Here is a 26451-nt window from a genome sequence, read left to right as displayed (position 1 = left end):
CACACCCACCACCCGGTGGACTGCGACATCAACTGAACACCGATCACGACAAACCGACTCTGAAACCGGGTGGTCGCGTTATCGGGGACTGGTCAGAATCTACGACGCAGTTCATCAACAGTAGGCTCCCGACTCAGCGCCGGATCTCCTGTCTCGTCTACGGGGCTATCGAGTTGGCCTCCGGACAGCCGGGCCGATTCATAGCGGCAAGTTGTGCATCAACACATCGAATGTCGGGGCGTTCTCCCAGTTCGGGCGCAGCCAACCGACCCGGTACCAGCCCCATGTGCGATATCGCGAGTAGGCGCGCTCGTTGTCCGGTTCCACCAGCAATGTCGCGCGTTGCTCGGACCGGCCACGCAGCAGCTCGTCGTGCAATGCGCGGGCGAGTCCGCGGCCGGTGTGGTCGGCGCACACCATGATCTCCGACAGGGCGAATGTCCGGTCACCGGTCTCGGCGGTGAACTCATCCAGGTCGCCGTCATCCAGACCGCCGTCGTCCAGGTGAAGGCCGCCCCACCCCGCTGCGCCCGGTCGAAGCGGCCAGCCCCACGTCTGCCCTGCCGCAGCACTGTCGAGATATGCCACCACCAGATCGAACCCCCAGCTGCGTGCCGGGTCGGTGTAGGCGTCGAACCTGTGCATGAACGCTTCAGGGGAATCGAACGGGTCACCGGAAGCGATCGCATCGATGTAAGAACGCCGGTAGACGTCTTCGACAGTGGCTCGTATCTCGCGGGCCTGGGCGGCAGTGTGCTGCCGAAACTCTGGTTCGATCACACCATTTCCTTCCTTGTGGAATCCACCAGTGCTGCGAACCCGTCGCGAAACTCTGCGGCCGCAGGATGGTCGAGAGTTCGGATCGGTTCCATCACTCGCAGTGTCCGGCTCGACGTGACATTCGCCAGGTCGGCCAGCACGGCTGTCCCCAAGGCGAGAGCCGACTCGACATCACCCATGCAGGCATGCGCTACGGCGGCGTGCGCCCGGTCATTGACAGCGTTGCGGGTGCCTGTCTCCTCTGCCGCCGCAGTTTCGAGAAGCTCGATGCTCTTGGCTGTTTCGCCTATCTCGCCGTAACCGCGTGCCTCGTGTCCGCGTATTTCCGAGGCCGACACGAACCGTAGCCACTGGGGGCACTCTTCTAGCGGTTCAAAACCGATGGCCTGCTCCAACTCGCGCCATGCAGTACCGATAGCGCGGCCGAATCCCATCCGGTCTCCGAGCAGTGCCCACGTCTGGGCTTCTCGCACAGCAATCAATGCGTGGATGCGCCCCGGCGGCCGGCCGCGCATCAGTACGCGGGCACGGTCGATCAGTTTCAAGGCGTGGTGCGGACTCCCCTGTCTGTCACGGGCAAGAGAGATCGACTGGTTCGCCGAATACAGGCAGGTGTGGGATACCAGGTCCTCGTCACCCGCTTCGCTACCCAGCGCGAGGGCATCGGCATAACAACGCCGCGCCACCTGGTGAAGGTCGGAATCGTAGGCGAGCCAGCCTGCGAGCACAGCCAAATACCCTGTAGCCGAAGCAAAGGCGTTATCGGTCGTGGTGTCGTAGCTCGCGGTATCCAAGGTGTGTTTGGCGTGTGCGAGCTGTTCGAGCGCGCTTTGCACCAGGGCACCGCCGCCGATCTGCTGGTCCTGCTCCCCCAGCTCGTGAACAGCTCTCAGCAGGCGCTGCGCGTCTGTCGATCCGATACGTTCTCCGAACGGCCAGGCCACTGCCGTCACGGTGACCGCAGTGGCCAGTTTCCCGAATTCACGACGCCTCATACAACTATCGACTTCCCAGGCATACATACCGAGCGTCATACTCGACTGTCTGACGACCTCCACGCTACGCTGCGCAGGATCGCTCACGGCCGCTGTTTCCGCGTCGAACCGGGCACGTTGATCGGTGTCCAGATCGCGCAGCATCGTGTCGAGCGTTTCCGCCGAACGCGCCCGCACCGGCTTATCCCATGTCGCCCGATGCCATTTCTTGATCGTCGCGAGCGTATACCCGGCCCGTTCCGCAAATTCCTCTTGAGTTTCGCGGAGCGCGGCCTCGCGGAGCGCCCGGACTTCCGTTCTCGTCCATCTACTGACCGTCATCCCGCCCCTCGAAAGTCATGTGCCACCTGCTTGTTATCCGAAGCATATTCCCTCCGTGGTCTTTTCGAGGCTTCTCCGGAAGCAGTGGGCGAGTGAGGCTGAGAGCAGCCCCGGCGCCGGGTGGGCACAGAAACCACAACATTCGGTACCGCATCTCGCCGATGCAGTGGATTACCCCGGCGCCGGGCGCTCCGCAACGGGACCACATCATCAGGAGACGCCATGCACAGCGAGGAAACCCAGCCCCTGCCACCGCTGCCGAGGCGGGCGACCACCGAGGCGCTATCCGCGACGGTTCGCCTGTGGGGTGAAGCCGAATGCTGCGACCGCGAAACCATCGAACTGTGTCTCGATGGGCTACGCGCACTCGATATGCCGGCAACCGCCGTACAGCCGACCGCCCAATCCGAGGTGGACGGGGTGATCGCCCGGTGGCGCGCCGCGCATCCGAGTGAGGTACGACGTGCCCGCTGAGGTTGCGGTCCCGTACCGGATCGCAGAGAACCGGCGACGCGCGATCGTCGTCCGCTCATACGGCACCGAAATCTCCGGCTTGGACGAACTCATCGCTCACCACTGCCTCGAGGTGGTGTTCACGGTCTTCGGGCCCTCGGCGCCGAAACTGGTCACACTGATCGCCGTCCAGCACATCTTCGAACACAACGCCGAAGTAGTGGTGATCTCGCATCTCACTGCTGCCGAGATCCGGGCCGAGCGACTATGGCAAGCGGTGACCGGGCTCGCCGATATCGTCGCCGCCGACGGCACTTGGCTGCCGTGAAAAGCAGTGCAGAGAAACAACGTGCTAAGCGGAGATGAATTCACCGGCGGGGCGGTGTGATATTGAGCGAACACCGGTTCTGCGCAGGTCGCGGGCGACTTACCGTAGCCGCATGCACATCCTGTTCGTCTGCAATGGCAATGTGTGCCGTTCGGTGATCGCCGAACGACTCACCCGTTCCATCGCGGTCGAATACCGGCTGACCGGGATCACCGCCGAAAGCGCCGGGACCCGGGCCCTGGTGGGGTTTCCGGTGGAACCGCGGGCTGCCGAGGCCATCACCGGGCTGGGCGGGGATCCGGGTGACTTCCGGGCCCGCAAGCTCAAAGCCGAGCATATCGATCGGGCGGATCTCGTTCTCACCATGACTGAGAACATCCGGGACGAAGTTGCCGAGATGGGGTCGGCGATGCCACGGACTTTCACGTTGCTGGAGGCGCATCGGATCGCGCGGGTAACGGGGGCGCGTAGCGTGGCCGAACTGCATCGCAGCCGGCACAACCTGTCGATGGTGGGGCGGGAGAACATCGGCGATCCGGTGGGGCTTTCGGCGCAGGCGTATTGCGAGGTCGGGGATACGATCGCCGAAGCACTGGTACCGCTGCTGGTGGCCTTGGCGCCGGTGAGTACACCGGCCGAGCGGCAGTGGGGGCGGCCGCCGCTGGTGGTACAGCCGGCCCCGCCGCAGGCGCGACTGTCACCGCTGGTGGCCGCCCAGCACAACGGCTGGTACGCGTGAATTTTCGGCGAAAGACAACGATGGTGACTCGGAGTCTGACTTTCCTGCCCGCGCCCACTACACTCGCGGTCCGGAACACCGAGAATCCCATCCCGTTGCAGGTTCGACACACGACAGGAATCGCGCATGCCGAAACGCATTTCGGATGTTTCGCTTCATGTGTATGTGACACCGGAAACCCTGGACAGACTCGTCGAGTCCGTACGCACCGATCTGGCCGAACACCTCGATGACGGTGAGGTCTGCGCGTGGCGGTGCACGCTGCCCGTCGCCGAGGACGATTCACGGCACCGGGAATTCGACAGCCGCTGGCGCGCCGGGAATCCCGGCGCGGAACCCTGCGGGCACGCGACGTTCGAGATCGCGCTGAGCCTGGCCGGCGATCCGGCCGAACTGACCGACGGCTATATCGATGCGCTGGAGCACCGGCTGCGGCGGGGCCTGGACGAACTCGGCCCCGGAGCACCGTTCACGCTCAGTGCCGAACAGCGCACCGATATCGATCTCGAGCCGCTACTGGCCGAGCGGCTCTGAACCGCTCGGCCGGCGGTCAGCGCCGCGCCGGGAAATGGCGGATAACGCCTTCCTGCACGGTGGTGGCCAGCAGATCGCCCGACCGCGAGTAGAAACGCCCGGTCGCCAGCCCCCGTGAGCCCGCGGCCACGGGCGATTCGGTGGCGTACAGCGCCCATTCGTCGAACCGGAACGGGCGGTGGAACCAGATGGAATGGTTCACCGTGGCGGCGACGATCCGGTCCAGACCCCACGACAGGCCGTGCGTGGTGATGATCGAATCCAGCACCGTGGTGTCGGAGGAATAGCTCAATGCGGCCACATGGAGCAGCGGATCGTCGGGCAGGGTGCCGTCGGCGCGCATCCACACACGATTGTGGTTCAGCTTCTCGCCGGTGCCCTTGAGGATCCAGGCCGGATCGTTGGTGTAGCGCATATCGATCGGGTGCGGAGCGTTGACGAACATCTCCAGCTTGTCCTCGAACCCGGCGAAACTCTCCTGGATCCGCGGCAGCGTCTCCGGATCCGGGACCTCCGGTCGTTCGTGCGCGTGTTCGAGCCCCTTGCCCCACTCCTGGAAGGAGGCCAGCATGACGAACAGTTCCTGGCCGTCCTGGACCGCGGTAACGGTGCGGTTGGCGAACGCGCGGCCGTCACGATGACGTTCGACGTGGAAATCGATGGGCTTCTTCACATCGCCGCCCCGCACGAAATGCGCGTTGAGCACGTGGATCGGCCGATCGCCGGCCGTGCGGCCGGCGGCGATCACCGCCTGCGAGACGAGCTGTCCACCGAAGGTGCGGCTGGCGACCTTCTCCGGATGGTGCCCGCGGAACACATCCTCGGACACCTCCTCCAGGTCCAGCAGCTCCAGCAGGGTGTCGAGATCGCGGTGCCGGTCGGTGACGGTCGCGTCGACCGGCGCGCTCACCGGGCGACTCGGGGTTTGCTCGGCATCAGTGGTCCTCCTCGCCGATACGGTGCACGTGGATCAGGTTCGTGGACCCGACGGTACCCGGTGGGGAGCCCGCCACAATGACCACGAGGTCGCCCTTGGCGTAGCGGTTCATGCTCAGCAGCGCCTGATCGACCTGTTTGATCATCGCGTCCGTGCTGTCCACGGTGGGCACGATGAAGGTTTCGGTGCCCCAGGTGAGCGCCAGCTGGCTGCGCACCTCCGGAAGGGGGGTGAACGCCAGCAGCGGAATCGGGGTGTGCAGGCGGGCCAGACGGCGCACCGTATCGCCGGACTGAGTGAACGCCACCAGCGCCTTGGCGTTGAGCCGTTCCCCGATATCGCGGGCGGCATACGAGATGACACCGCGTTTGGTGCGCGGTGTATGCGTCAGCGGCGGCACATTGGTGGATTCGGTTTCCACCGCGTGCACGATGCGCGCCATGGTGCGCACGGTCTCGATCGGATACTTGCCGACCGAGGTCTCACCGGACAGCATCACCGCGTCGGCGCCGTCGAGGACCGCATTGGCCACATCGGAGGCCTCGGCGCGGGTGGGGCGCGAATTCTCGATCATGGATTCGAGCATCTGGGTCGCGACGATCACCGGTTTCGCATTCTCCCGCGCCATCTGGATGGCGCGCTTCTGCACGATCGGCACCTGCTCGAGCGGCAATTCGACACCGAGGTCGCCGCGGGCCACCATCACCGCGTCGAAGGCCAGCACCACGGCCTCGAGGTTGTCGATCGCCTCGGGCTTCTCCAGTTTGCCGATCACCGGGACCCGCCGGCCCACCCGGTCCATCACATCGTGGACCAGCTCGATATCCGACGGTGAGCGGACGAACGAGAGCGCGATGAAATCCACGCCCAGGTTCAGCGCGAATTCCAGATCTTCGATGTCCTTTTCGGAGAGCGCGGGCACCGAGACATCCATCCCCGGCAGCGACACACCCTTGTTGTTGCTGACCGGGCCGCCCTCGGTCACCTCGCACACCACGTCGTTGCCCTCGACGCGGATCACCTCCAGCCCGACCTTGCCGTCGTCGACGAGCAGCCGGTCACCGGATTTGGCGTCTTCGGCGAGCTGTTTGTAGGTGGTGGAGACGCGGTCGTGATCACCGACGATATCGTCGACGGTGATGCGGACGACCTCACCGGTCGCCCAGAGGGTGCGTTCCTCGGCGAAACGCCCCAGGCGGATCTTGGGGCCTTGCAGATCGGCGAGAATACCGACGGCGCGGCCGAGATCTTCGCAGGCCTGCCGCACCTTCTTGTAGTTTTCGGCGTGGTCGGAGTGCTCGCCGTGGCTGAAATTCAGCCGGGCGACGTCCATACCGCTTTCGACGAGCTCTCGAATACGTTCCTCGGTGGCAGTGGCCGGGCCGAGGGTGCACACAATCTTCGTCCGTCGCATCACGTGTCGAGCCTAATCCTGCCGGGGTACGGCGTCCCGCCCGGCCCGCGGGCGGCGTCGGGAACGCCGAACTCTGAGTGAACGGCGACCCAACGCCGCCCGTCTCAGGATGAACCGGGGTCCTTACGCGACCGTTACCTCGGCGCTACGAATCGACCCGGATACCCGAATGCGGGCCCACCGTGGGTGGACCCGCACTCTGCCTACCGGGATGATTCAGTCCCGCAGTGGACGACCGTAGGTATCGGTCACCTTGCCGGTGAGAATCAGGATGCCGTCGATCAGTCCCCAGATCGACCCGGCGATACCGCAGGTGAAAATGCTGGCCGCGATCTGGCCGACACCCATGCCGGTATCACCGAGGTAGAACCGGCCGATCCCGAGGGAACCGAAGAAGATCTGTAGCAGACCCGCCACCAGCTTCTGCTTGTCCGACAGCGGCACCCCGTACATATCCCGGCCGTAGGGGGCTTCCGGATCCATCGGGTTGTAACCCATGGGCGCGCCGTAGCCGGGCCCCGGCTGACCGTATGCGCCCGGCTGACCGTACGCGCCCGGCTGCCCGTATGCGGGATCCTGCTGCCCGTACCCGGGGGCCGGCTGCCCGTAGCCCGGTGCGGCCCCGTACTGCGGATCGGGCTGCCCCGGATACGCCTGCGGCTGCGAGGGGTACTGCTGCGGCTGCGAGGGGTACGGCTGGGACGGGTAGGGCTGCGCTGGTGGCTGTGACGGATACCCCGGTGATTTACCCAGATCCGGGCCGGTGCCCGGCGGGCCGTACTGCGGTCCGCCCTGCTGGTACGGATCGGTCACTGCTCCTCCTGTGTTATTGGCGCCGCCTCCGGCGGCGCGGGGTTCGGGGCCCCCTTGGTCTCGTTCTTCACTCCTCCGCTCCTCCGCTTCACTCCTCCGCTCCGTCGCTCCAGAACGAGACGGGCCCCGAACCATTCAGGTGGGCAGTCATGGGAGGGATTCTTCGGCGCAGGGCCCGCGGGGAGTATTTGTCTCGCTGTTCCCTGCTTGCTCCCCCCGCTGTGTCAGGCGCTGCCTCCGGCGGCGCGAGGTTCGGGCCCGTACCTCGAGGTGGGCTATGGAGGGCTGTTCCGGTCGGCTCAGGGATTCTTCGGTGCGGTGGCCGCGGAATCCGTATCCGCTGGTGACACGGAATCGGTGTGTGCAGCGTCGGATTCGTTCGCGCTGGACTTCGGGTCGACGGCCTCTTCGCTTGTCGCGGATTTCGGCGGCCCCGCGGACCCGCCCGGTTCCGCGGGGTCGGCCTCGGCGGACGAATCTTGCGGGCCAGCCGCGGAATCGGCGGGGTCGTCCGTTTTCGCCGACTCGCTGGCTGTCTTCGGCTTCGCGAGCGGATCGCCGGTGCCGGACTCGCCGCCCTCCTTCGACGCCGCCGCCTTGGCGAGCGGATCGGCAGGACCGGACTCCCCGGGCTCGTTTCCGGTTTCGGAATCGGGTGCGGCGGAAGCTTCCGCGCCGGAACCGGTCTCGGACGCCTCGCCCGCAGCCCGCAACGCACCGAACTGCCAGGGCCACGGGCGTGGTCCCCACCCGGGGCGGAGCTGTTCCGGAGTTTCCCGGCCCTTGGTGGCGAACAGGACGTACGCGATCGCGGCCAGGAAGACCAGGCCGGAGGTGAAGGAGTTGATCCGGATACCGGCGATCTGGGTGGCCTCGTCGTCGCGCATGAGTTCGACGAAGAAGCGCCCGAAGCAGTACCCCGCGACGTACAGGGCGAACAGCCGACCGTGCCCGATGCGGAAACGGCGGTCGATATAGACCAGCGCGAGCACTACCGCGACATTCCAGAGCAGCTCGTAGAGGAATGTCGGATGCACGACGGAATGGACCTCGCCCGAGGAAACACCGTTCATCATGTCGAGCCGGCCGGCTTCGTCGAAGCGCAGATAGATCTCCAGGCCCCACGGCAGATCGGTTTCGCGGCCGTAGAGCTCCTGGTTGAAGTAGTTGCCGAGCCGGCCGATGGCCTGGGCGAGCAGGATCGGCGGGGCGATCGCGTCACCGAGTGCGGGCAGCGGGATCTTGTAGATCCGGCAGGCGATCCAGGCACCGATCGCGCCGAAGAACACCGCCCCCCAGATGCCGAGACCGCCCTGGTAGATCTTCAGGGCGTCCATGGGGTTGCCGTCCGCGCCGAAGTACTTCTGCCAATCGGTGGCGACGTGGTAGATCCGGCCGCCGATCAGCCCGAACGGTACGGCGAAAACGGCGACGTCCAAAATCGCGCCCGCCTCACCACCGCGAGCCTGCCAGCGTTTCTCGCCCCACCAGATGGCGACGATGATCCCGACGATGATGCAGATCGCGTACGCGCGGAGCGGGAACGGCCCGATCTCCCAGACACCCTGCGGCGGGCTGGGCAGATAGGCCAGCAGCTCGGTGGCGGGCGATACGGCGGTCGAGGTGGTTTCCGGTACGGCGAGAACGGTCACGGGGCAACCGTAGTCCAGGAGGCCACGTTGGCAAGTCCGGCCTCCGGCTCGCGTGTTCGGCACCCGCCCGGCCAGGTGCCCGGCCGGGCTTCTTACCGGGGTGACATGCGCGCGGTGGCCGGCTCAGGAGGCGACAGCGGCGGCGCGGACACCACCGGCCAGTTCCGCGGTCAGGGCGCGGACCGCGTCCAGCCCCTCGGCGGCGGCGCTGACCAGTGCGGAGCCGACGATCACCCCGTCGGCGTAGGCGGCGATCTCGGCCGCCTGCGCCCCGGAGCGGACCCCGAGGCCGACCCCGATCGGAATATCGCTGTGCTCGCGCACCCGGGCGCACAGCGCGGGGGCCATGGTCGAGACCGCGTCCCGGGCGCCGGTGACGCCCATGGTCGACGCGGCGTAGACGAAACCCGAACTGGCGTCGAGGGTGGCGGCGAGGCGTTCCTCGGTCGACGAGGGCGCCACCAGGAAGATCCGGTCGAGGTGGTGCGCGGCGGAGGCGCTGAACCAGTCGCCGGCTTCCTCGGGAATGAGATTGGGGGTGATGATGCCGGCGCCACCGGCGGCGGCGAGATCACCGGCGAACCGGTCGACGCCGTATTTGAGCACCGGATTCCAGTAGCTCATCACCACCGCCTGAGCACCCGCGTCGGCCACCGCTTCGACCACGGAGAACACATCGCGGACCCGGACCCCGCCGCGCAGCGCCTGATCGGCGGCGGCCTGGATGGTCGGCCCGTCCATCACCGGATCGGAATAGGCGACGCCGACTTCGACGATATCGCAACCGGATTCGACCATCGCCCGCACGACCTTGCGCGACCCCTCGAGGTCCGGGTAGCCGGCCGGCAGGTAGCCGATGAGCGCCGCGCGGTTATCGGCCTTGCAGGCGGCGAAAGTGGCGCCGAGACGGGATTCGGAACTCACTGACCGTTCTCCTTGCCGGTGTCCGGATCGTCGAAGAGCCCGAACCAGCGGGCGGCGGTATCCATATCCTTGTCGCCGCGCCCGGACAGGTTCACCAGGATGATCGCGCCCTCGCCGAGCTCGCGGCCCAGTTCGAGCGCCCCGGCGACCGCGTGCGCGGATTCGATGGCCGGGATGATGCCCTCGGTACGGCTGAGCAGCAGCAGCGCGTCCATCGCGGCGGTATCGGTGACCGGCAGGTATTCGGCGCGGCCGGTATCCTTCAGGAACGCGTGCTCGGGGCCCACGCCCGGATAGTCCAGGCCGGCCGAAATGGAATGCGATTCGATGGTCTGGCCGTCCTCGTCCTGCAGCAGGTACGAGTAGGCGCCCTGGAAGGCGCCCGGCGAGCCACCGGCGAAGGTCGCCGCGTGCCGGCCGGTTTCCACGCCGTCACCGGCGGCTTCGTAGCCGACCAGCCGAACCCCGGGGTCGTCGATGAAGGCATGGAAGATGCCGATCGCATTGGATCCCCCGCCCACACAGGCGGCGACGGCGTCGGGCAGCCGACCGGCCAGGCTCTGGACCTGGGCCCGGGCCTCCAGTCCGACGACCCGCTGGAAATCGCGGACCATCATCGGGAACGGATGAGGCCCGGCGGCGGTGCCGAAACAGTAGTAGGTGTCGTCGGCATTGGTGACCCAGTCACGCAAGGCCTCGTTGATCGCGTCCTTGAGCGTCTGCGAACCGAGGGTCACCGAGATGACCTCGGCGCCGAGCAGCCGCATCCGGGCCACATTCAGGGCCTGCCGGGCGGTATCGACCGCACCCATGTAGATGATGCAGCGCAACCCGAGCAGGGCGCAGGCGGTCGCCGTGGCGACCCCGTGCTGCCCCGCGCCGGTCTCGGCGATGATCCGGGTCTTACCCATCCGCTTGGCCAGCAGCGCCTGCCCCAGCACGTTGTTGATCTTGTGCGAGCCGGTGTGGTTCAGATCCTCGCGTTTCAGCAGGATCCGCGCACCACCGGCATGCTCGGCCAGCCCGGTGCATTCGAAGACCGGCGAGGGACGGCCGGTGTAGTCGCGCTGCAGCCGATCGAGCTCGGCGAGGAAATCGGGGTCCAGCCGGACCTTGTCGTATTCGGCCGTGACCTCCTCGATCACCGCCATCAGCGCCTCGGGCACATGCCGGCCGCCGTAGACGCCGAAATGGCCGCCCTCGTCGGGTTCGTGCTCACTACGTTGCGCCACCCCGCGGCTCGCGGCGGGCAGTGCCTGGTCGGTGGACGATCCGGACGCCGCCATCATCGCCCCCGCCGCGCCGGTTTCGGGCAGGACGGATGCGTACCGGCGGTGACCAGCTCCGAGACAGCGCCCCGGGGATCGCCACTGGTGACCAACCCCTCGCCGACAAGTACCGCGTCCGCGCCGGCGCCCGCATACGCGAGCAGGTCCGCGGTGCCGCGGACCCCGGATTCGGCGATCCGCACGACCTCCGTGGGTAGCCCCGGCGCGATCCGGGCGAAGCAGTCCCGGTCGACCTCGAGAGTTTTCAGGTTGCGCGCGTTCACCCCGATCACGCTCGCACCCGCGGTGAGAGCCCGATCGGCCTCCTCCTCGGTATGCACCTCGACGAGCGCGGTCATCCCGAGCGATTCGGTGCGATCGATGAGCGACGCCAGCGTGTCCTGTTCCAGGGCGGCGACGATCAGCAGGATCACATCGGCGCCGTGCGCCCGCGCCTCGTGGATCTGGTACGGGCCGACTACGAAATCTTTGCGCAGCACCGGAATATCGACAGTGGCGCGGACGGCGTCCAGATCGTCCAGCGATCCGTGGAAGCGCCGGCCCTCGGTGAGCACGCTGATGATCCGGGCGCCACCGTCTTCGTAGGCTTTGGCCAGACTGGCCGGGTCACCGATATCGGCGAGCGCGCCCTTGGACGGACTGGCCCGCTTGACCTCGGCGATCACACCGATGCCGTCTTCGAGCAGGGCCGCCTTCGCATCGAGCGGCGCGGGCGCGGCGGCGGCCGCTGCCTTCACCGCGGGGAAGTCGAGCACCGCCTCCCGAGCGGCTACATCCGAGCGGACCCCGTCGAGAATCGAGTCGAGTACCGTCATCTGGCTCGAATCCTTTCTGGGGAGACACGCAAATTACTGCCTGAAGGATTCCCCCAGGAGCTGTCTCACCGATGCTGAACAAGAGTAAATGGCAGGCCGCGGCACCCTGACGCCGGGGGCGGGTCACCCGGCCGCGACCGGCCTGCTAGGGGGTATCGCCCGGCCGCGGGGCGTCCGGGCGATCTGTGTCACGGGCCGTTGCGTCCCGGTCTGCCGGTTTCACCGATCCGGCCGGGGCGGAACGAGCCGTTTCGTTCGCCGGGCGGGCGACGGCCGGGCCGGCCGCGTCGTCCACCGAGCCGGCGGGGCGGGCGACCGGCTTGTCCGCTGCGTCCGGGGCGTCCGCGTCGGCCGCAGCGTCCGGGGCGTCCGGGGCGTCCGGGCTGGTCGGATCGGTCGGGTCGGCACCGGCGTCCAGCGCGTCCCACAGCACCCGTTCCGGCAGCACCTCGCCGGACCCGCGCTGCTGCACCGCCTGGGTGGCCGCGGCCTTCCGCGTTGCCGGGTTGTCGTATTTTCCGGACAGCTGCTTGGTACCGGCCGGCATCCGGGCCAGTAACAGCCCCGCACCGAACGCGGCCAGCGCACCGCACAGCGTGAGCGCGGCCGGACCACTCGAGGTGACCAGCTCCTGCACCTGCGCACGCCCCGGCAGCCCGGCCAGATCGGTGGCCCGCTGTTCAGTGGCCCCGGACCCGGTGAGCAGCGCCAGCGCCGGTACCGCGGTCACGGCGGCGATCAGGGCGACCACCACACCGACCAGCCGGCGCATCCAGCCCCGGGTCGCCAGCACGGCGGCGATGGCGGCCAGCAGAACCAGTGCCAGCGGCGTCAGCGCACCGAACCAGACCCCGCCGTTCAGTTCGTCGGTGCGCGGCTCGGTCAAACCGTCCGCGGAGGTCACCGTCACCCAGGTGAGCCGGGAGGACCCCCACAGCGCGGCGGCGCCGAGCGCGAGCAATGCCAGCGCGGTAACCGGTTGCCGCCCGCCCCGGGCAGTCCCGGCCTCGGCGGCAGGTGCAATCTCGTCGTCGCCCCAGTCGATCGGCCGGCGTCGCGCGGCGACCGATTCGGAGCCGGTCGCGCCCGAGTGAGCGCCACGTGAACCGGTATCCGCTCCGGGGTCGGTCGGTCCCGCACCCACGCCACGTGCGCCGACGGCACTTACCCCGGTACCAGGCCCGGGCACACCGCCATCCGGTTCGGTCACACTGCTGTCCGCGCCCGCTGCGCCGGAGACGGTCGCTCCGGCATCCGGGCCGGTCGTCACCACAGAGCCCGCACCGTTCGTGGCGGCAGCAGATGCTTCGGTAACCGGATCCGTCCCGTCCGTGCCGGTGCCGCCGGCCGCGGGCCCGGTCTCGGCCGTCCGAACGGCGTCCGCGCCTGCTGTATCGCCTGCAGGTGCTCCGCCGCCGGAATCGCTCGTATCCGGGTCGGCGCCGGAGGCGACATCGCTTTTCGGCGCGGGGACCTCTACAGCGTCGTCTGCAGGCTCGCCGGTGCCCGGGGTGCCGCTCCGGGCTGCACCGCCGGAGTCCCCCGTCGGCGGGCGGCGGGCGGGGTCGTCGGCCGTCATACGCCGCCTCCGGACGTCACAGATACCGATTCCCGGTCGGCGGCCTCCTCGTCACCGAAGGCGCGGACCGTTTCGGCGGCGGCGACCGCACGCAGCACCGCCATCGCCTTGTTCCGGGATTCGGTGTCCTCGTATTCGGCCTCGGAATCGGCCACCACACCCGCGCCCGCCTGGACGTAGGCGGTGCCGTCCTTGAGGAGGGCGGTGCGGATGGCGATCGCGGTATCGGCGTCACCGGCGAAATCGAGGTAGCCGACCACACCGCCGTACACCCCGCGCCGGGTGGGTTCGAGTTCCTCGATCAACTGCATGGCCCGCACCTTGGGAGCGCCGGACAGCGTGCCCGCCGGGAAACAGGCCCGCACCGCGTCGAGGGCGATCTTGCCCGGCGCCAGCCGCCCGGTCACCGTGGAGACCAGATGCATCACATGGCTGTAGCGCTCGACATGGCGGTACTCGGTGACCCGCACCGTCCCGGGCACACAGACCCGGCCCAGATCGTTACGTCCGAGATCGACGAGCATGAGATGTTCGGCGTTCTCCTTCTCGTCGGCCAGCAGGCCCTTCTCGAGCAGCAGATCGTCTTCCTCGGTGGCGCCCCGCCAGCGGGTACCCGCGATGGGGTGCGTGGTCGCGACCCCGTCCTGTACGGCCACCAGCGCTTCCGGGCTGGACCCGACGATCGAGAACGCGGTGTTCCCGTCGCCGTCCGGGATGTGCAGCAGGAACATGTACGGGCTCGGGTTGGCCGCGCGCAACATCCGGTAGAGGTCGATGGGGGTGCCGCCGTAGTCCATTTCGAAACGCTGCGACAGCACCACCTGGAACGCTTCCCCGGCCTCGATCTCCGAGACCAGGCGGCGGACCCCGGCGCCGTACTCGTCCGGGGTGCGGGCGCGCCGGTAATCCGGTTCGGGCTGGTCGAAAACGGACACCGTGGAGACGGCGGGCGCGGCCAGCGCGGCGGTCATCCGGTCGAGCCGGGCGAGGGCGTCGTCGTAGGCGGCGTCCACATTCTCGGACGTACCGTTCCAGTTGACGGCATTGGCGATCAGCGTGATCGCGCCTTCGTGATGGTCGAACGCCGCCAGATCGGTGGCCAGCAGCAGCACCATTTCCGGCAGGTGCAGATCGTCTTCGGCGTATTCGGGCAGGCGTTCCATCCGGCGCACCGCGTCGTAGCCGAGGTAACCGACCATCCCGCCGGTCAGCGGCGGCAGACCGGGCAGCCGTTCGGTGCGCAACAGTTCGAGCGTTTCGCGCAGGGCGCCCAGTGGGTCGCCACCGGCGGGCGCACCGGCGGGGGTGGCGCCGAGCCAGGTGGCGGCGCCGTCGACCGAGGTGAGCGCCGAGGGGCTGCCCGCGCCGATGAACGACCAGCGCGACCAGGATCGGCCGTTCTCCGCGGATTCGAACAGGAACGTGCCCGCCCGGTCACCGCCCAGTTTGCGGTAGGCCGAGAGCGGGGTCTCCGAATCGGCCAGCACCTTCCGGGTCACCGGGACGACCCGGTGTTCGGCGGCGAGTTCGTGGAATCGTTCGCGGGTGGTAGTCGCGGGAGTGGTCGCGCCGTGCATTCGAACCATCATTCCAGCCGGGTGCCCGGCGTGCGCGACGCACCCCGCGGGACCCGCCGCCGGCGGTAGTGTCCGGGTATGCAGATCGGCCAGCCCGCCCCGGTATTCGAACTCCCGGATCAGACCGGCGTCCTCCGTTCCCTCGATTCGCTGCTGGCCGGCGGGCCATTGGTGTTGTTCTTCTATCCCGCCGCGAATACACCGGTGTGTACGGCCGAGGCCTGCCATTTCCGCGATCTCACCGCCGAGTTCGCGGCGCTGGGCGCGAGTTGCGCGGGGATCAGCGCCGATGCCGTCGACGTCCAGGCCGGGTTCGCGGGGGCGCAGCGGCTGGAATACCCGCTGCTGTCGGATACCGACGGATCGGTCGCGGCGAGTTACGGGGTCAAACGCGGGCTGCTGGGCAAGCTCATGCCGGTGAAGCGGCATACCTTCGTCATCGACACCGACCGCAGCGTGCTCACCGTGATCAGCAGCGAACTGCGCGCGAATGTACACGCCGACCGCGCACTGGATTTTCTCCGCACGCGAAAAAGCGCGTAGCGGGCCTCGATCCGCCCCGTTCGTGTGAATGGCCTCACCTTCGTTTCCGAGTTGACCCATGTTCGAGCGAAGTCGTGGCAAACTTTTCTTCGGTAGCCCGGTGACATATGCCGGAATCGTCACCGGGCCGGAGAGAAGGCGGATTAGTGACGGAGTGGCTGAACCCGGTCGAGGGACGGGCCTGGCGCGCAGTGGTCGCGGTGCTGAACCGCTTGCCGGGGGCATTGGATACCGACCTGCAGCGCGAGTCCGGTGTGACTCATTTCGAGTACTGGGTGCTCACCCTGCTCTCGGAGGCGCCGGACCGGCGGCTGCAGATGAGCGAGCTCGCGCATCGAGCAAATTCATCGCTATCGAGACTTTCGCATGTGGTCTCCAAACTCGAACGGATGGGCTGGGCCACGCGCACCGCGACCACCGGGCGGCGCGGTGTCCTGGCCGAACTCACCGATGAGGGGCACCAGAAGGTCGTGGAGGCCGCGCCCGGATACATGGATGTGGTGCGCCGACTGGTCTTCGACGGGCTCGACGCCGAGCAGACCGCGGCGATGGCGGATCTCGGCGATACACTCGCCACCCACCTGAGCACCGTCCTCGGCCGCACCGCCCCATAGTTCCGGCCGGGCTCCCGGGCCGCTGGGCGGCAGCCACCTACGCCGATTCGCCGGCGTAGGGACCACCCCGATCCCGGCTAGCCCACCGACCAGGCGAAAAAGGCAGTCGCGGCCAGCGCCAGCATCAGGAAACCCCCGGGAAACGCGATGTTGTGGAACACCCGTGCCCGGATGTGGGCGGCGACCGCTCCCACGAAGAACAGCACCAGCCCGACCGCGGCGGCCAGCCCGATGGACTCCAGCCCGAACAATCCGGCCACCAATCCGGCCACCCCGGCACCTTCGATCACCGCCAGGTACGGAATCCATTCAGGCGCCACGCCCACCTCGCCGGAATTCTGCATCACGAATTGCGCGCGCACGGCCTTCGCGGCCACCTCCGCCGCATTGACGAGCACGCAACCCACGGTCGCGGCGAGCAGTGCGACCTCGATCGCCCCGTTCACCGGTGGCCGCCGGGGGCTGGATCGGTTCCGGAAGGGAATAGCGGGGTCGGTACGCTCATGGTGCCTCCTCGGGGGCGTGCACGTCGGATGGTTCGTTCTCACCCCTTCTGACGTCCCGCACGCACGAAAGGTGACGCGCTCGTGGAAATGGTCGAGAAGTTCGAGGCGGCCCGCCCGCGGCTGCTCTCGCTCGCCCACCGGATCGTCGGCTCGTACCAGGATGCCGAGGATGCGGTGCAGACCGCGTGGACCCGGGTGCAGACGGCGGACCTCTCCGAGGTGGCCGAACCGGACGCCTGGTTCACCACCGTGACGGCGCGGTTGTGTCTCGATCAGCTCCGGGCCCGGGAGCGCCGCGGCGAACTCCCGCTATTGCTCGACGATATCGGCGGCGAACAGGCCGGCGCCGACGAAGCGTTCCTCCGCCGCGAGGACGTGTCCCGGGCCCTGCTAGTACTACTCGGCGAACTGTCACCGGCCCAGCGGGTGGCCTATGTGCTGCACGATCTCTTCGCGGTGCCGTTCGACCGGGTCGCCGCCGTACTCGACGCGACCCCGGCGGCAGCGAAGAAACTGGCCAGCCGGGCGCGCGGCAGGCTGCGCGAGGCGCGGCCGCCCGAATCCGGCACAGGCGGCCCCGGCACCTCCGGGCAGCGCGAGATCGCCGGGCACCTCGAGATCGTCGAGGCCTTCCTGGCCGCTGCCCGCGGCGGCGATATCAGCCGGCTGGTCACCCTGCTGGCGCCCGATGCCGCCCGGGTCGCCGATCCGCGCCTGCTCCCGGCGGGTGCGCCCACCGAGGTTCGCGGGGCAACGGCCGTCGCCGAGGAAACACGGTTGTTCGCCGACCGGATCGCCGTCACCGCGACACTTCTCCTCGCCGGCAGCCCAGCGGCGGTTATCGCGCCCGGCGGGCACCCCTTCGCACTCATCCGTTTCCGGATCGAGGACCGGCTCGTCCGGGAAATCGAGATCAGCCGCTATACGCCCGGGACGATATCGCCGGGCTGACCGTGCGCGCTCTCTGCATTCGGGAGCTGTGGATATCCTCGGCCGTTCTCGATACGACGAGGTGACCGACCGCGATCTCACGGTTTCTCCGTTATCCATCGACGGCCGGCGGCCACGCACCGGTAGTCGTCGGGGCGGGTGCACACATGCCCGTCCGATCCCGGTCGCCGCCGGCGTCCCCGCCGAGCAGCGCAGTTATCGCCGATTCAAGGGGGCGTCCCGCCACCTGCTGTCGGCCTGCTGGTGTGACTTCACAGGGTGCTCGACAGCGCCGTACGCTGTCGCAACCGGCCCGCCGTCACACCTGTTCGGACGGAAGCAGCACGTCGGTGTCGAAACAGGTATGCGTGCCGGTGTGGCAGGCCGCGCCCCGCTGATCCACTATCAGCAGCACCGTATCGCCGTCGCAGTCCAGCCGGACCTCGTGCACGTACTGCGTATGCCCGGAGGTCTCCCCCTTGACCCAGTACTGCTTGCGGGACCGGGAATAGTAGGTGGCGCGGCGGGTTTCGAGGGTGCGGGCCAGCGCGTCATCGTCCATCCACGCCATCATCAGCACCGCGCCCGTAGCGCGTTCCTGCGCCACCGCGGCCACCAGCCCGGCATCGTTACGTTTGAGCCGGGCGGCGATCGCCGGATCCAGTGCCATCTCAGCGCACCACCAGATCGGCCGCGCGCAGGGCGTCCTTGACCTGCGGGATGGTGAGGTCCCCGAAGTGGAAGACGCTGGCGGCCAGCACGGCGTCGGCACCGGACTGCACCGCGGGGGCGAAATGCTCGACCGCGCCGGCACCACCCGAGGCGATCACCGGAATCGAGACCGCGGCGCGGACGGCGCGGATCATCGGCAGATCGAACCCCGCCTTGGTGCCGTCGGCGTCCATCGAGTTGAGCAGGATCTCCCCCACCCCGAGCTCGGCCCCGCGCACCGCCCATTCGACCGCGTCGATCCCGGTGCCCCGGCGACCGCCGTGCGTGGTGACCTCCCAGCCCGACGGGGTGTCCGGTTCGCCGTCGGGCACGGTGCGGGCATCGACCGACAGCACGATGCACTGCGATCCGAACCGCTGCGACATCTCGTGCAGTACCTCGGGGCGGGCAATGGCGGCGGTGTTCACCGAGACCTTGTCCGCACCGGCGCGCAGCAGCCGGTCCACATCGTCGACGGTGCGCACTCCGCCGCCGACGGTGAGCGGGATGAAGATCTGCTCGGCGGTCCGGGTGACCACGTCGAACATGGTGGCGCGGTCACCGCTGGAGGCGGTGACGTCGAGGAAGGTGAGTTCGTCGGCGCCCTGGGCGTCGTAGGCGGCGGCGAGCTGGACCGGATCACCGGCATCGCGCAGGTTCTGGAAGTTGACGCCCTTGACCACCCGCCCGGCATCGACGTCCAGACAGGGGATGACACGTGTCGCCAGGGTCATGAGCGCTCCTCACCGCCGCCCGGGGCGGCCTTGTCCACACCGCCGGAGTGGGCAGTGGTGTCCACCCCGCCGTACGAGCCGGCCCAGGCGCCGCCGGAAACGGGCGTTTCTGCCTCACCGGTAGCAGTCTGCGCACCACCGGCGGCACCGGTATCGCGATCACTGCCCGGCGCGGCAAACCCGGTACCGCGGGCCGCGGCGATCATTTCGAGTAGTTCGGCATGCACCCCGGGTGCCGCCGCCAGCACCGAACCGGACTCGATCGTCCAGTCCGCGCCCTCGAGGTCGGTGACGATCCCGCCGGCGCACTGCACCATCAGCGCGCCCGCCGCGTTGTCCCACGGATGGTGACCGAACACGATCGCGCCGCCGAGCGTGCCGTCGGCGGTGAAGGCGAGGTCGATTCCGGTCGAGCCGTGCATCCGCACCCGGGAGGACAACCGGCTCAGGGCGCCGAGCACCCGGTGCCGGAACAGGCCCGGGACGCGGCCGGTTGATTCGATATTGAAGGCACCGAACCCGATCATCGCCTCGTCGAGCAGTGCGGGGGGCAGCGGCGGCCGGGCGACCCCGTCCACGAGCAGCGGTCCGCCGGCTACGGCGGCGTACCGGCGGTCCAGCGGCGGGAACCAGGCGAGCCCGAGTACCGGTTCGCCGTCGCGGATCAACGCGAGCAGGGTGCCGGTGAGCGGATGGCCGGTCGAATAGTTGAAGGTGCCGTCGATCGGGTCCAGCACCCATGCGGTGCCGCTGGTGAGCGACGGCCCACCGAATTCCTCGCCGTGCACCTCGATACCGGTCCGGGCCAGAAGCTGCTCGGAGATGGTGCGTTCGAGTTCCAGATCGAGTTCGGTGGCGAAATCCCGGGAGCCCTTGGCCACCGCGCTGGGGGCGCCGCGCCCCTCGAGGAAGCGGTCGCCGACGCCGTCGAGTATTTCGGCCGCGGTGGTCAGCAACCCGGCCAGTTCGGTCTCTGCCCTGGTCATCGCTTCGGCTCCCGGTTTGTCGCGGTCGGTAGGGCCCCGCGCGCGGTCAACGGACGGCGGCCAGCGCCTCGGGCAGGGTGAACCGGCCCGCGTACAGGGCTTTGCCCACGATCGCGCCTTCCACGCCCTCGGGCACCAGTTCGGCGATCGCGGTCAGATCGTCCAGGGCCGAAACTCCGCCCGAGGCGATCACCGGCGCGTCGGTGGCCATACACACCTCGCGCAGCAGATCCAGGTTGGGGCCGGTGAGGGTGCCGTCCTTGGTGACATCGGTGACGACGTACCGCGAGCAGCCGTCCCGTTCCAGCCGTTCCAGGACCTCCCACAGATCCCCGCCGTCGCTGACCCAGCCGCGGCCGCGCAGCCGGTAGTCGCCGTCGACGATCTGGACGTCCAGCCCGACCGCCACCCGGTCGCCGTATTCGGCGATCGCCCGGGCGCACCACTGCGGATCCTCCAGCGCGGCGGTGCCCAGGTTCACCCGGGCGCAGCCGGTGGCCATCGCGGCCTTCAGCGATTCGTCGTCGCGGATACCGCCGGACAGTTCGACGGCGACATCCAGTTCGCCGACCACTCGCGCCAGCAGCTCCCGGTTGGACCCGCGGCCGAACGCGGCGTCGAGGTCCACCAGATGCACCCATTCGGCGCCCGCGTCCTGCCACGCGAGGGCGGCATCGCGCGGCGAACCGTAACTGGTTTCGCTACCCGCCGCGCCCTGTACCAGGCGGACGGCCTCTCCATTGGCGACATCGACAGCAGGCAGCAACACAAGACTCACGCGCAACAGCCTAGTAGCCCGGGGTTCGCCCGTGCCGCGCGCCCGGTGGCGAGTCGGTAGGCCGCGGGCTGCGGTAACGGTGGGCGACGAGCGTTGGGTGATATCACCCACTGGGCCGGTCGGGGTGCCCGCTACACTCGTCCCGAACGCGTGAGAGGTCACCGACGCGTCAGGTCACGATTCGAGAAAGTTCGGAGTGGGCGCCATCGATACCGGTCAGTTGATCGCGGATCACTACCGCCTGGTCGAGCAGATTGGTAGCGGCGGCACAGGCGTGGTCTGGCGTGCCGTCGACGAGCGTCTGCAACGATCGGTGGCGATCAAGCAGATCCATATAAAGCCCAGTCTGCCGCCCGCCGAGCGCGATGTGCTGCGCCAGCGCGCGACCCGCGAGGCCCGTAACGCGGCTCGTTTCCAGCATCCGAATGCCATCGTGGTTTTCGATATCACCGAACACGGGGGCGATCCGTGCCTGGTGATGGAATACATGAAATCGCGCAGTCTGGCGCAGGTGCTGTCCTCCGACGGGCCTTTGCCGTTGCCGCAGGTCGCGCGGATCGGGGAACAGGTCGCGGCGGCGCTCATCGCGGCGCATCAGGCCGGGATAGTGCATCGCGATGTGAAACCGGGCAATGTCCTGCTCGACGAGCACGGCACCGTCAAGATCACCGATTTCGGTATCTCACGGGCCACCGGCGATGTGACGCTCACCGAAACCGGGTTGATCTGCGGGACCGCCGCCTACCTGGCGCCCGAGGTCGCGCGGGGCGCGGACCCGACCCCTGCCGCGGACGTTTTCGCCCTGGGCGCGACGCTGTTCCACGCCCTCGAAGGGGAACCGCCCTTCGGGTCCGGTAACCCGCTCAAAGTGCTGTATGCCGCGGCGAACGGCCAGGTCAGCGAACCCCAGAACGCCGGCCCGGCCACCGATTTCCTGCTCGACCTGCTGGAAGCCGATCCACGGCTGCGGCCCACCATGCAGGAGGCCCGCGAACAGCTGGCGCAGTTCGCCGGATATCCGGGCGCCAATGCCGAGCACGCCGGGTTCGTACCGGCGCGCGAGGCCTTCGACCGCAACGGGCATTCCGGCGGAGCCGCCGTCAGCACCATGGAAACACCGGTCCCCGGCCGCACCCGCGGTGCCGCGCCCGCCCCGGCCCCGCGCCGGCGGGCCGAACCCCGCGCCGACGCCGGCCACGACGGAACCGGCGACCGCCCACCCCGGCGGGCACCGAATCATCCCCCCACCACCACCCAGCCCGTCGCGGAAGGCTCCGGCGGCGGGGTCCGGCGGGCCGTACTCATCGGCGGTATCGCCGGGGCGGCAGTGGTCGGCGGTGTGCTGTGGTTCAGTTCCTCGGATTCCGGCGACGGCGGCTCGGCGCAAGCCGATACCTCGGTCACCTCGTCGGCACCCCGGACACCCGGGACCTCGGCGACGGCCGCCCCCGCGCTGGGCAGCACGCCCAGTACCGGGCAGGTCGAATGGGTCCAGGCCGGACAGCTGCTCGAGCAGTTCTACATGGATCCGGCGGGGTCGTGGTCGCTGCTGACCCCGGCCGCGCAACAGGCCTACGGCAGCCGGCAGGAGTTCGAACAGTACTGGTCGACCCGGACCGTGCAGAGTTTCAGCCGTATCGAAGCCTTCAAGGGCAACAACCCCGACGGCTCGGTGGATATGCGGGTGAACAACCTCAGCTACGGCGGCCAGACCCGTAATCCGACACTGCGGGTGGTGAATTCCGGCGGATCGCTGCTCATCGACAGCGATACCCGCTGATCCGTAACCCGAACTCAGCGCCGGCGCCGGGCTATGGTGTGCGGCATGGATATTCGGGGGATGCTCGCCGCCGAGCGAGCCGAGTTCACCGCCCTGCTGCGCGGTCTGGCGGACGCGGAATGGGATGCGCCGACACTGTGCACCGGCTGGCGGGTCCGGGAACTGGTCGGGCATCTGCGATACGACGCGATCCCGCTCACCGAGTACGCCGGTATCGCCCTACGCAACCGCTTCTCCATCGACGGCCTCAACAACGCCATGGCCGCGGAGGCGTCGCGCCGGACACCGGCGGAACTGCTGGCCGAATTCGAGTCCGCGCCGCGTACGGTATCGCGGCTGTGGCCGGCACTCGGTCTGGCCGATCTGCTGGTTCACCAGCAGGACATCCGGCGCCCGCTGGGCCGGCCCCGGGAAATCCCCGCCGACCGGTTGAAAGCCGTACTCGACCATCCCGACCCCTTCGCGCGCCCAGGGCGCCTCACCAGAGGGTTACAGTTCGTCGCGACAGATTTCGACTGGGTCAAGGGATCGGGACCTACGGTCCGCGGGCGCGGTGAGGCGCTAGCGTTGGCGATGGTGGGCCGGCCCGTGGTCCTCGACGAACTCGACGGCGAAGGCGTCGCGGAACTGCGCCGCCGCTGCAGCTGAAACATCCGGAAGTCCGCTTCACCGATGGGAGACGCGCAGATGACCGATTCGGCACTCGTCGCCATGGCGGCGATGATCGGCGAGTGGAAGACGACCAGCGAGCAGATCCCCGATATGGTCGGCCGGACCACCATCGAATGGCTGGACGGCGACGCCTTCCTGCTGGTCCGGCTGACGGTGCCCGAGCCGGCGATCGGCCGCACCTGGGTGGTCGGTACCGATGACGCCTACCCGGAACGACTGAAGGTCCTGCAGCACGACGGCGCCGGTGCCCGCCGGATCTACAACGGCGCGCTCACCGGGCCGCTGTGGCGGATCTGGCGCGACGCCCCCGGCGATTCTCAGCGGCTGACCGGCAATCTCGATGAGAGCGGAAACATATTCCGGGCCACCTGGGAGCGCTCGGACGCCGAATTGGACCCGCGGACCTGGGAACACCAGCTCGATATCGTCTATACCCGGATCGCCTGAGCCGGACCACGCGGATAACCACTGGTATCGGCCCGATACCCTGGTGCTGTCGTACTCAGCCGCTGCACAAGGACCGATACCACCATGACATCCCGTATCGAGCTCGCCCGCGTAGATCTGCGCGGCCGCACGCCCACCACCGCGCAGCTGCGCACCGCGCTGCCGCGCGGCGGGGTCGATGTGGACTCGGTACTGCATCAGGTGCGGCCGGTGGTGGAGGCGGTCCGTGACCGCGGCGCGGCCGCGGCCCTGGAATTCGGCGCGAAATTCGACGGGGTGACCCCGGAAACCGTGCGCGTACCGGCCGCGGAACTGGCGGCCGCCCTCGACGGGCTGGATCCGGCGGTGCGCGCGGCGCTCGAGGTCGCGATCGCGCGGACCCGCGCCGTGCACGCCGATCAGCGGCGCACCGATACCACCACCGAGGTGGTTCCCGGCGGCACCGTCACCGAACGCTGGGTGCCGGTGGAGCGGGTCGGGCTGTACGTGCCCGGCGGTAACGCCGTCTACCCGTCCAGTGTCGTGATGAATGTCGTCCCCGCGCAGGCGGCCGGGGTGGAATCGCTGGTGGTGGCCTCGCCGCCGCAGGAACAGTTCGGCGGGCTGCCGCATCCGACCGTGCTGGCCGCCGCCCGGCTGCTGGGCGTCGAGGAAGTATGGGCCGTCGGCGGGGCGCAGGCGGTCGCCCTGCTGTCGTACGGGGGTGCCGATACCGACGGCGCCGATCTGGCCCCGGTCGACCTGATCACCGGTCCCGGCAATATCTACGTCACCGCCGCCAAACGGCTGTGCCGCGGCCTGGTCGGGATCGACGCCGAGGCCGGCCCCACCGAGATCGCGATCCTGGCCGACGCCACCGCCGACCCGGTGCATGTGGCCGCCGACCTCATCAGCCAGGCCGAACACGATGTGCTCGCCGCGAGCGTGCTGGTCACCGACAGCCCCGCCCTCGCCGACGCCGTGGACGCGGCGCTGACCACGCAGCTGACCGTCGTAAAACACGCCGAACGGGTGACCGCGGCGCTCACCGGCGCCCAATCCGGCACGGTGCTGGTCGACGATATCGACCAGGGGCTGCGCGTGGTGAACGCCTACGCCGCCGAACACCTGGAAATCCAGACCGCACAGGCCGCCGCGGTCGCCGCCCGGGTGCGCAGCGCCGGCGCGATCTTCGTCGGCCCGTACGCCCCGGTGAGCCTCGGCGATTACTGCGCCGGCTCCAATCACGTTCTGCCCACCGCCGGATGCGCCCGGCATTCCTCCGGGCTGAGCGTGCAGACCTTCCTGCGCGGTATCCACGTCGTGGAATACACCGAGGCGGCGTTGAAGGATGTCGCGGGTCACGTGGTGGCACTGGCCGACGCCGAGGACCTGCCCGCGCACGGCCAAGCCGTCCAGGCCCGTTTCGAGGCGCTGTCATGACCGCCCCCACTCCCGGCGCCGCCCCGGCCGGGCCGCGCCCCGCGGTGCCCGGGGCCGGTATCGGGCTCGACGCACTCCCGCTGCGCGAGAACCTGCGCGGTAAATCGCCTTACGGGGCACCGCAACTCACTGTCCCGGTTCAGCTCAACACCAACGAGAATCCGCATCCGCCGACCCGTGCACTGGTCGACGATGTGGCCGAGGCGGTCCGCGCCGCCGCCGCCGATCTGCACCGCTATCCCGACCGCGACGCCGTCGGGTTGCGCACCGACCTCGCCGCCTACCTCACCCGCCAGACCGGTATCGCGGTGGACGCGGCGAATGTCTGGGCAGCCAACGGGTCCAACGAGATCCTGCAGCAACTGCTGCAGGCCTTCGGCGGGCCGGGCCGGCGGGCACTGGGTCTCGTCCCCTCGTATTCGATGCATCCGATCATCTCCGAGGGCATCGACACCGAATGGGTGGAAGCGAAACGGTCCGCCGATTTCTCCATCGATATCGACGCAGCGCTGGCCGCCATCGCCGAACGCCGGCCCGATGTGGTGTTCGTGACCAGCCCCAACAACCCTACCGGGCACAGTATCCCGGCACCGGAGCTGGCCCGGATCCTCGAGGCCGCCCCGGGGATCGTGATCGTGGACGAGGCCTACGGCGAGTTCTCCGCGCAGCCCAGCGCGATCGGTCTCATCGATAGTTATCCGGCGAAACTGGTGGTCAGCCGCACCATGAGCAAGGCGTTCGCCTTCGCCGGTGGCCGGCTCGGCTACCTCGTCGCGGCACCCGCGGTGATCGACGCCCTGCTGCTGGTGCGGTTGCCGTATCACCTGTCGGTGGTCACCCAGGCCGCGGCGCGCGCCGCCCTGCGGCATGCCGGCGAAACCCTGGCGAGCGTCGCGGAACTGGCCGCCCAGCGCGACCGGGTCGCCCGGGAATTGACCACCCTCGGTTTCCATATCGTACCCAGCGATGCGAACTTCCTGCTGTTCGGGACCTTCCACGACGCGCCCCGCGCCTGGCAGCACTACCTGGACGAAGGTGTCCTCATCCGGGACGTGGGGATCCCCGGGCATCTGCGCGCCACCATCGGGCTGGCCGCCGAGAACGACGAATTCCTGCGGGTCAGCGCGAAACTGGCCGCAACCGAACTGACCGCGCAGAACGGAAACGACCGGAAGTGA

General features: G+C 68.7%; 27 protein-coding genes and 1 pseudogene. 12 read left to right on the top strand and 16 right to left on the bottom strand.

Going from position 1 to position 26451, the window contains the following annotated elements:
- Nucleotides 1-198: 198 nt before the first annotated feature.
- Both ACFWPH_RS27805 and ACFWPH_RS27800 read right to left on the bottom strand, forming a co-directional pair.
- Nucleotides 199-780 (bottom strand): GNAT family N-acetyltransferase, encoded by a 582-nt coding sequence (locus ACFWPH_RS27805; RefSeq protein ID WP_378755078.1) that lies wholly within the window; start codon nt 778-780, stop codon nt 199-201.
- Nucleotides 777-2096, bottom strand: a complete 1320-nt coding sequence (locus tag ACFWPH_RS27800; RefSeq protein WP_378755077.1) for a helix-turn-helix domain-containing protein — start codon at nt 2094-2096, stop codon at nt 777-779. The genes ACFWPH_RS27805 and ACFWPH_RS27800 overlap by 4 nt, the downstream gene beginning before the upstream one ends.
- Before the next feature lie 222 nt (nt 2097-2318).
- Here ACFWPH_RS27800 and ACFWPH_RS27795 point away from each other — a divergent pair, with 222 nt between their 5' ends.
- The 4 genes from ACFWPH_RS27795 to ACFWPH_RS27780 all read left to right on the top strand — a co-directional run bounded on the left by ACFWPH_RS27795 (nt 2319) and on the right by ACFWPH_RS27780 (nt 4150).
- The gene (locus ACFWPH_RS27795; protein WP_378755076.1) at nt 2319-2570 is read left to right on the top strand and encodes a hypothetical protein; all 252 of its coding nucleotides are present in this window, start codon (nt 2319-2321) and stop codon (nt 2568-2570) included.
- Nucleotides 2560-2877: a hypothetical protein gene (locus ACFWPH_RS27790; protein WP_378755075.1), complete on the top strand. Its 318-nt coding sequence runs from the start codon at nt 2560-2562 to the stop codon at nt 2875-2877. The genes ACFWPH_RS27795 and ACFWPH_RS27790 overlap by 11 nt, the downstream gene beginning before the upstream one ends.
- A gap of 112 nt (nt 2878-2989) precedes the next feature.
- Entirely contained in the window at nt 2990-3616 is a 627-nt protein-coding gene (locus ACFWPH_RS27785; RefSeq protein ID WP_280463996.1) for a low molecular weight phosphatase family protein, read from the top strand.
- A gap of 126 nt (nt 3617-3742) precedes the next feature.
- Nucleotides 3743-4150 (top strand): hypothetical protein, encoded by a 408-nt coding sequence (locus ACFWPH_RS27780; RefSeq protein WP_378755074.1) that lies wholly within the window; start codon nt 3743-3745, stop codon nt 4148-4150.
- 16 nt (nt 4151-4166) lie between these two features.
- Here the strand turns inward: ACFWPH_RS27780 and ACFWPH_RS27775 are convergent, their stop codons facing one another.
- From ACFWPH_RS27775 to ACFWPH_RS27735, 9 genes are all read right to left on the bottom strand, one after another.
- Nucleotides 4167-5060: an acyl-CoA thioesterase gene (locus tag ACFWPH_RS27775; RefSeq protein ID WP_378755073.1), complete on the bottom strand. Its 894-nt coding sequence runs from the start codon at nt 5058-5060 to the stop codon at nt 4167-4169.
- A 25-nt stretch (nt 5061-5085) separates the two neighbouring features.
- Nucleotides 5086-6504 carry a pyruvate kinase gene (gene pyk, locus ACFWPH_RS27770; protein ID WP_378755072.1) on the bottom strand — a complete coding sequence of 473 codons (1419 nt, stop codon included), beginning with the start codon at nt 6502-6504 and terminating at the stop codon, nt 5086-5088.
- Between the two features lie 213 nt (nt 6505-6717).
- On the bottom strand, nt 6718-7314 hold the full coding sequence (locus ACFWPH_RS27765; protein ID WP_378755071.1) for a TM2 domain-containing protein: 597 nt from the start codon (nt 7312-7314) through the stop codon (nt 6718-6720).
- A gap of 299 nt (nt 7315-7613) precedes the next feature.
- Nucleotides 7614-8966, bottom strand: coding sequence for a prolipoprotein diacylglyceryl transferase (gene lgt, locus ACFWPH_RS27760; RefSeq protein ID WP_378755070.1), 1353 nt, complete (start codon nt 8964-8966; stop codon nt 7614-7616).
- Nucleotides 8967-9089: 123 nt separating this feature from the next.
- Nucleotides 9090-9890, bottom strand: coding sequence for a tryptophan synthase subunit alpha (gene trpA / locus ACFWPH_RS27755; protein WP_378755069.1), 801 nt, complete (start codon nt 9888-9890; stop codon nt 9090-9092).
- On the bottom strand, nt 9887-11179 hold the full coding sequence (trpB, locus tag ACFWPH_RS27750) for a tryptophan synthase subunit beta (RefSeq protein WP_378755067.1): 1293 nt from the start codon (nt 11177-11179) through the stop codon (nt 9887-9889). Before trpB ends, trpA begins: the two co-directional genes overlap by 4 nt.
- Complete coding sequence (trpC, locus tag ACFWPH_RS27745; RefSeq protein WP_280415996.1) at nt 11176-11994, bottom strand: indole-3-glycerol phosphate synthase TrpC; 819 nt, start codon at nt 11992-11994, stop codon at nt 11176-11178. Before trpC ends, trpB begins: the two co-directional genes overlap by 4 nt.
- A 145-nt stretch (nt 11995-12139) precedes the next feature.
- Nucleotides 12140-13573, bottom strand: a complete 1434-nt coding sequence (locus ACFWPH_RS27740; RefSeq protein WP_378755066.1) for a TIGR02234 family membrane protein — start codon at nt 13571-13573, stop codon at nt 12140-12142.
- Complete coding sequence (locus ACFWPH_RS27735) at nt 13570-15150, bottom strand: anthranilate synthase component I (RefSeq protein WP_378755065.1); 1581 nt, start codon at nt 15148-15150, stop codon at nt 13570-13572. Before ACFWPH_RS27735 ends, ACFWPH_RS27740 begins: the two co-directional genes overlap by 4 nt.
- 78 nt (nt 15151-15228) lie before the next feature.
- On the opposite strand from ACFWPH_RS27735, the gene ACFWPH_RS27730 reads away from it, so the two are divergent.
- Nucleotides 15229-15693 (top strand): peroxiredoxin, encoded by a 465-nt coding sequence (locus tag ACFWPH_RS27730; protein ID WP_378755064.1) that lies wholly within the window; start codon nt 15229-15231, stop codon nt 15691-15693.
- A gap of 146 nt (nt 15694-15839) precedes the next feature.
- A complete protein-coding gene (locus tag ACFWPH_RS27725) occupies nt 15840-16307 on the top strand; it encodes a MarR family winged helix-turn-helix transcriptional regulator (RefSeq protein ID WP_378755063.1) in 468 nt (155 codons plus the stop codon).
- Nucleotides 16308-16384: 77 nt separating this feature from the next.
- Here ACFWPH_RS27725 and ACFWPH_RS27720 read toward each other — a convergent pair whose 3' ends face one another.
- On the bottom strand, nt 16385-16741 hold the full coding sequence (locus ACFWPH_RS27720) for a DoxX family protein (protein ID WP_378755099.1): 357 nt from the start codon (nt 16739-16741) through the stop codon (nt 16385-16387).
- A gap of 153 nt (nt 16742-16894) precedes the next feature.
- Between ACFWPH_RS27720 and ACFWPH_RS27715 the strand changes: the two genes are divergently transcribed.
- Nucleotides 16895-17764, top strand: a complete 870-nt coding sequence (locus ACFWPH_RS27715; protein ID WP_378755062.1) for a sigma-70 family RNA polymerase sigma factor — start codon at nt 16895-16897, stop codon at nt 17762-17764.
- A gap of 298 nt (nt 17765-18062) precedes the next feature.
- On the opposite strand, the gene hisI is transcribed toward ACFWPH_RS27715, so the two are convergent.
- The 4 genes and pseudogenes from hisI to priA all read right to left on the bottom strand — a co-directional run bounded on the left by hisI (nt 18063) and on the right by priA (nt 20952).
- On the bottom strand, nt 18063-18413 hold the full coding sequence (gene hisI / locus ACFWPH_RS27710; RefSeq protein ID WP_378755061.1) for a phosphoribosyl-AMP cyclohydrolase: 351 nt from the start codon (nt 18411-18413) through the stop codon (nt 18063-18065).
- A gap of 1 nt (nt 18414) precedes the next feature.
- Nucleotides 18415-19188, bottom strand: coding sequence for an imidazole glycerol phosphate synthase subunit HisF (hisF, locus tag ACFWPH_RS27705; RefSeq protein WP_062978712.1), 774 nt, complete (start codon nt 19186-19188; stop codon nt 18415-18417).
- A 194-nt stretch (nt 19189-19382) separates the two neighbouring features.
- Nucleotides 19383-20174 (bottom strand): annotated as a pseudogene (locus ACFWPH_RS27700) (inositol monophosphatase family protein); the annotation flags it as partial.
- A 46-nt stretch (nt 20175-20220) separates the two neighbouring features.
- Nucleotides 20221-20952 carry a bifunctional 1-(5-phosphoribosyl)-5-((5-phosphoribosylamino)methylideneamino)imidazole-4-carboxamide isomerase/phosphoribosylanthranilate isomerase PriA gene (priA, locus tag ACFWPH_RS27695; RefSeq protein ID WP_378755058.1) on the bottom strand — a complete coding sequence of 244 codons (732 nt, stop codon included), beginning with the start codon at nt 20950-20952 and terminating at the stop codon, nt 20221-20223.
- A 196-nt stretch (nt 20953-21148) separates the two neighbouring features.
- Here priA and ACFWPH_RS27690 point away from each other — a divergent pair, with 196 nt between their 5' ends.
- From ACFWPH_RS27690 to ACFWPH_RS27670, 5 genes are all read left to right on the top strand, one after another.
- The gene (locus ACFWPH_RS27690) at nt 21149-22732 is read left to right on the top strand and encodes a serine/threonine-protein kinase (RefSeq protein ID WP_378755057.1); all 1584 of its coding nucleotides are present in this window, start codon (nt 21149-21151) and stop codon (nt 22730-22732) included.
- Nucleotides 22733-22777: 45 nt separating this feature from the next.
- Nucleotides 22778-23380 carry a maleylpyruvate isomerase family mycothiol-dependent enzyme gene (locus ACFWPH_RS27685; RefSeq protein WP_378755055.1) on the top strand — a complete coding sequence of 201 codons (603 nt, stop codon included), beginning with the start codon at nt 22778-22780 and terminating at the stop codon, nt 23378-23380.
- Between the two features lie 39 nt (nt 23381-23419).
- Nucleotides 23420-23851, top strand: a complete 432-nt coding sequence (locus tag ACFWPH_RS27680) for a hypothetical protein (protein WP_378755054.1) — start codon at nt 23420-23422, stop codon at nt 23849-23851.
- Nucleotides 23852-23935: 84 nt separating this feature from the next.
- A complete protein-coding gene (hisD, locus tag ACFWPH_RS27675) occupies nt 23936-25273 on the top strand; it encodes a histidinol dehydrogenase (RefSeq protein WP_378755053.1) in 1338 nt (445 codons plus the stop codon).
- Nucleotides 25270-26451, top strand: coding sequence for a histidinol-phosphate transaminase (locus tag ACFWPH_RS27670; protein WP_378755051.1), 1182 nt, complete (start codon nt 25270-25272; stop codon nt 26449-26451). The genes hisD and ACFWPH_RS27670 overlap by 4 nt, the downstream gene beginning before the upstream one ends.

Origin of the sequence: Nocardia sp. NPDC058499, assembly GCF_042719915.1 — a bacterium.
In the GTDB taxonomy this organism is placed as follows: Bacteria; Actinomycetota; Actinomycetes; order Mycobacteriales; family Mycobacteriaceae; genus Nocardia.
The sequence above is the reverse complement of the archived record's forward strand: the minus strand, read 5'-3'. Positions and strand labels throughout refer to the sequence as shown.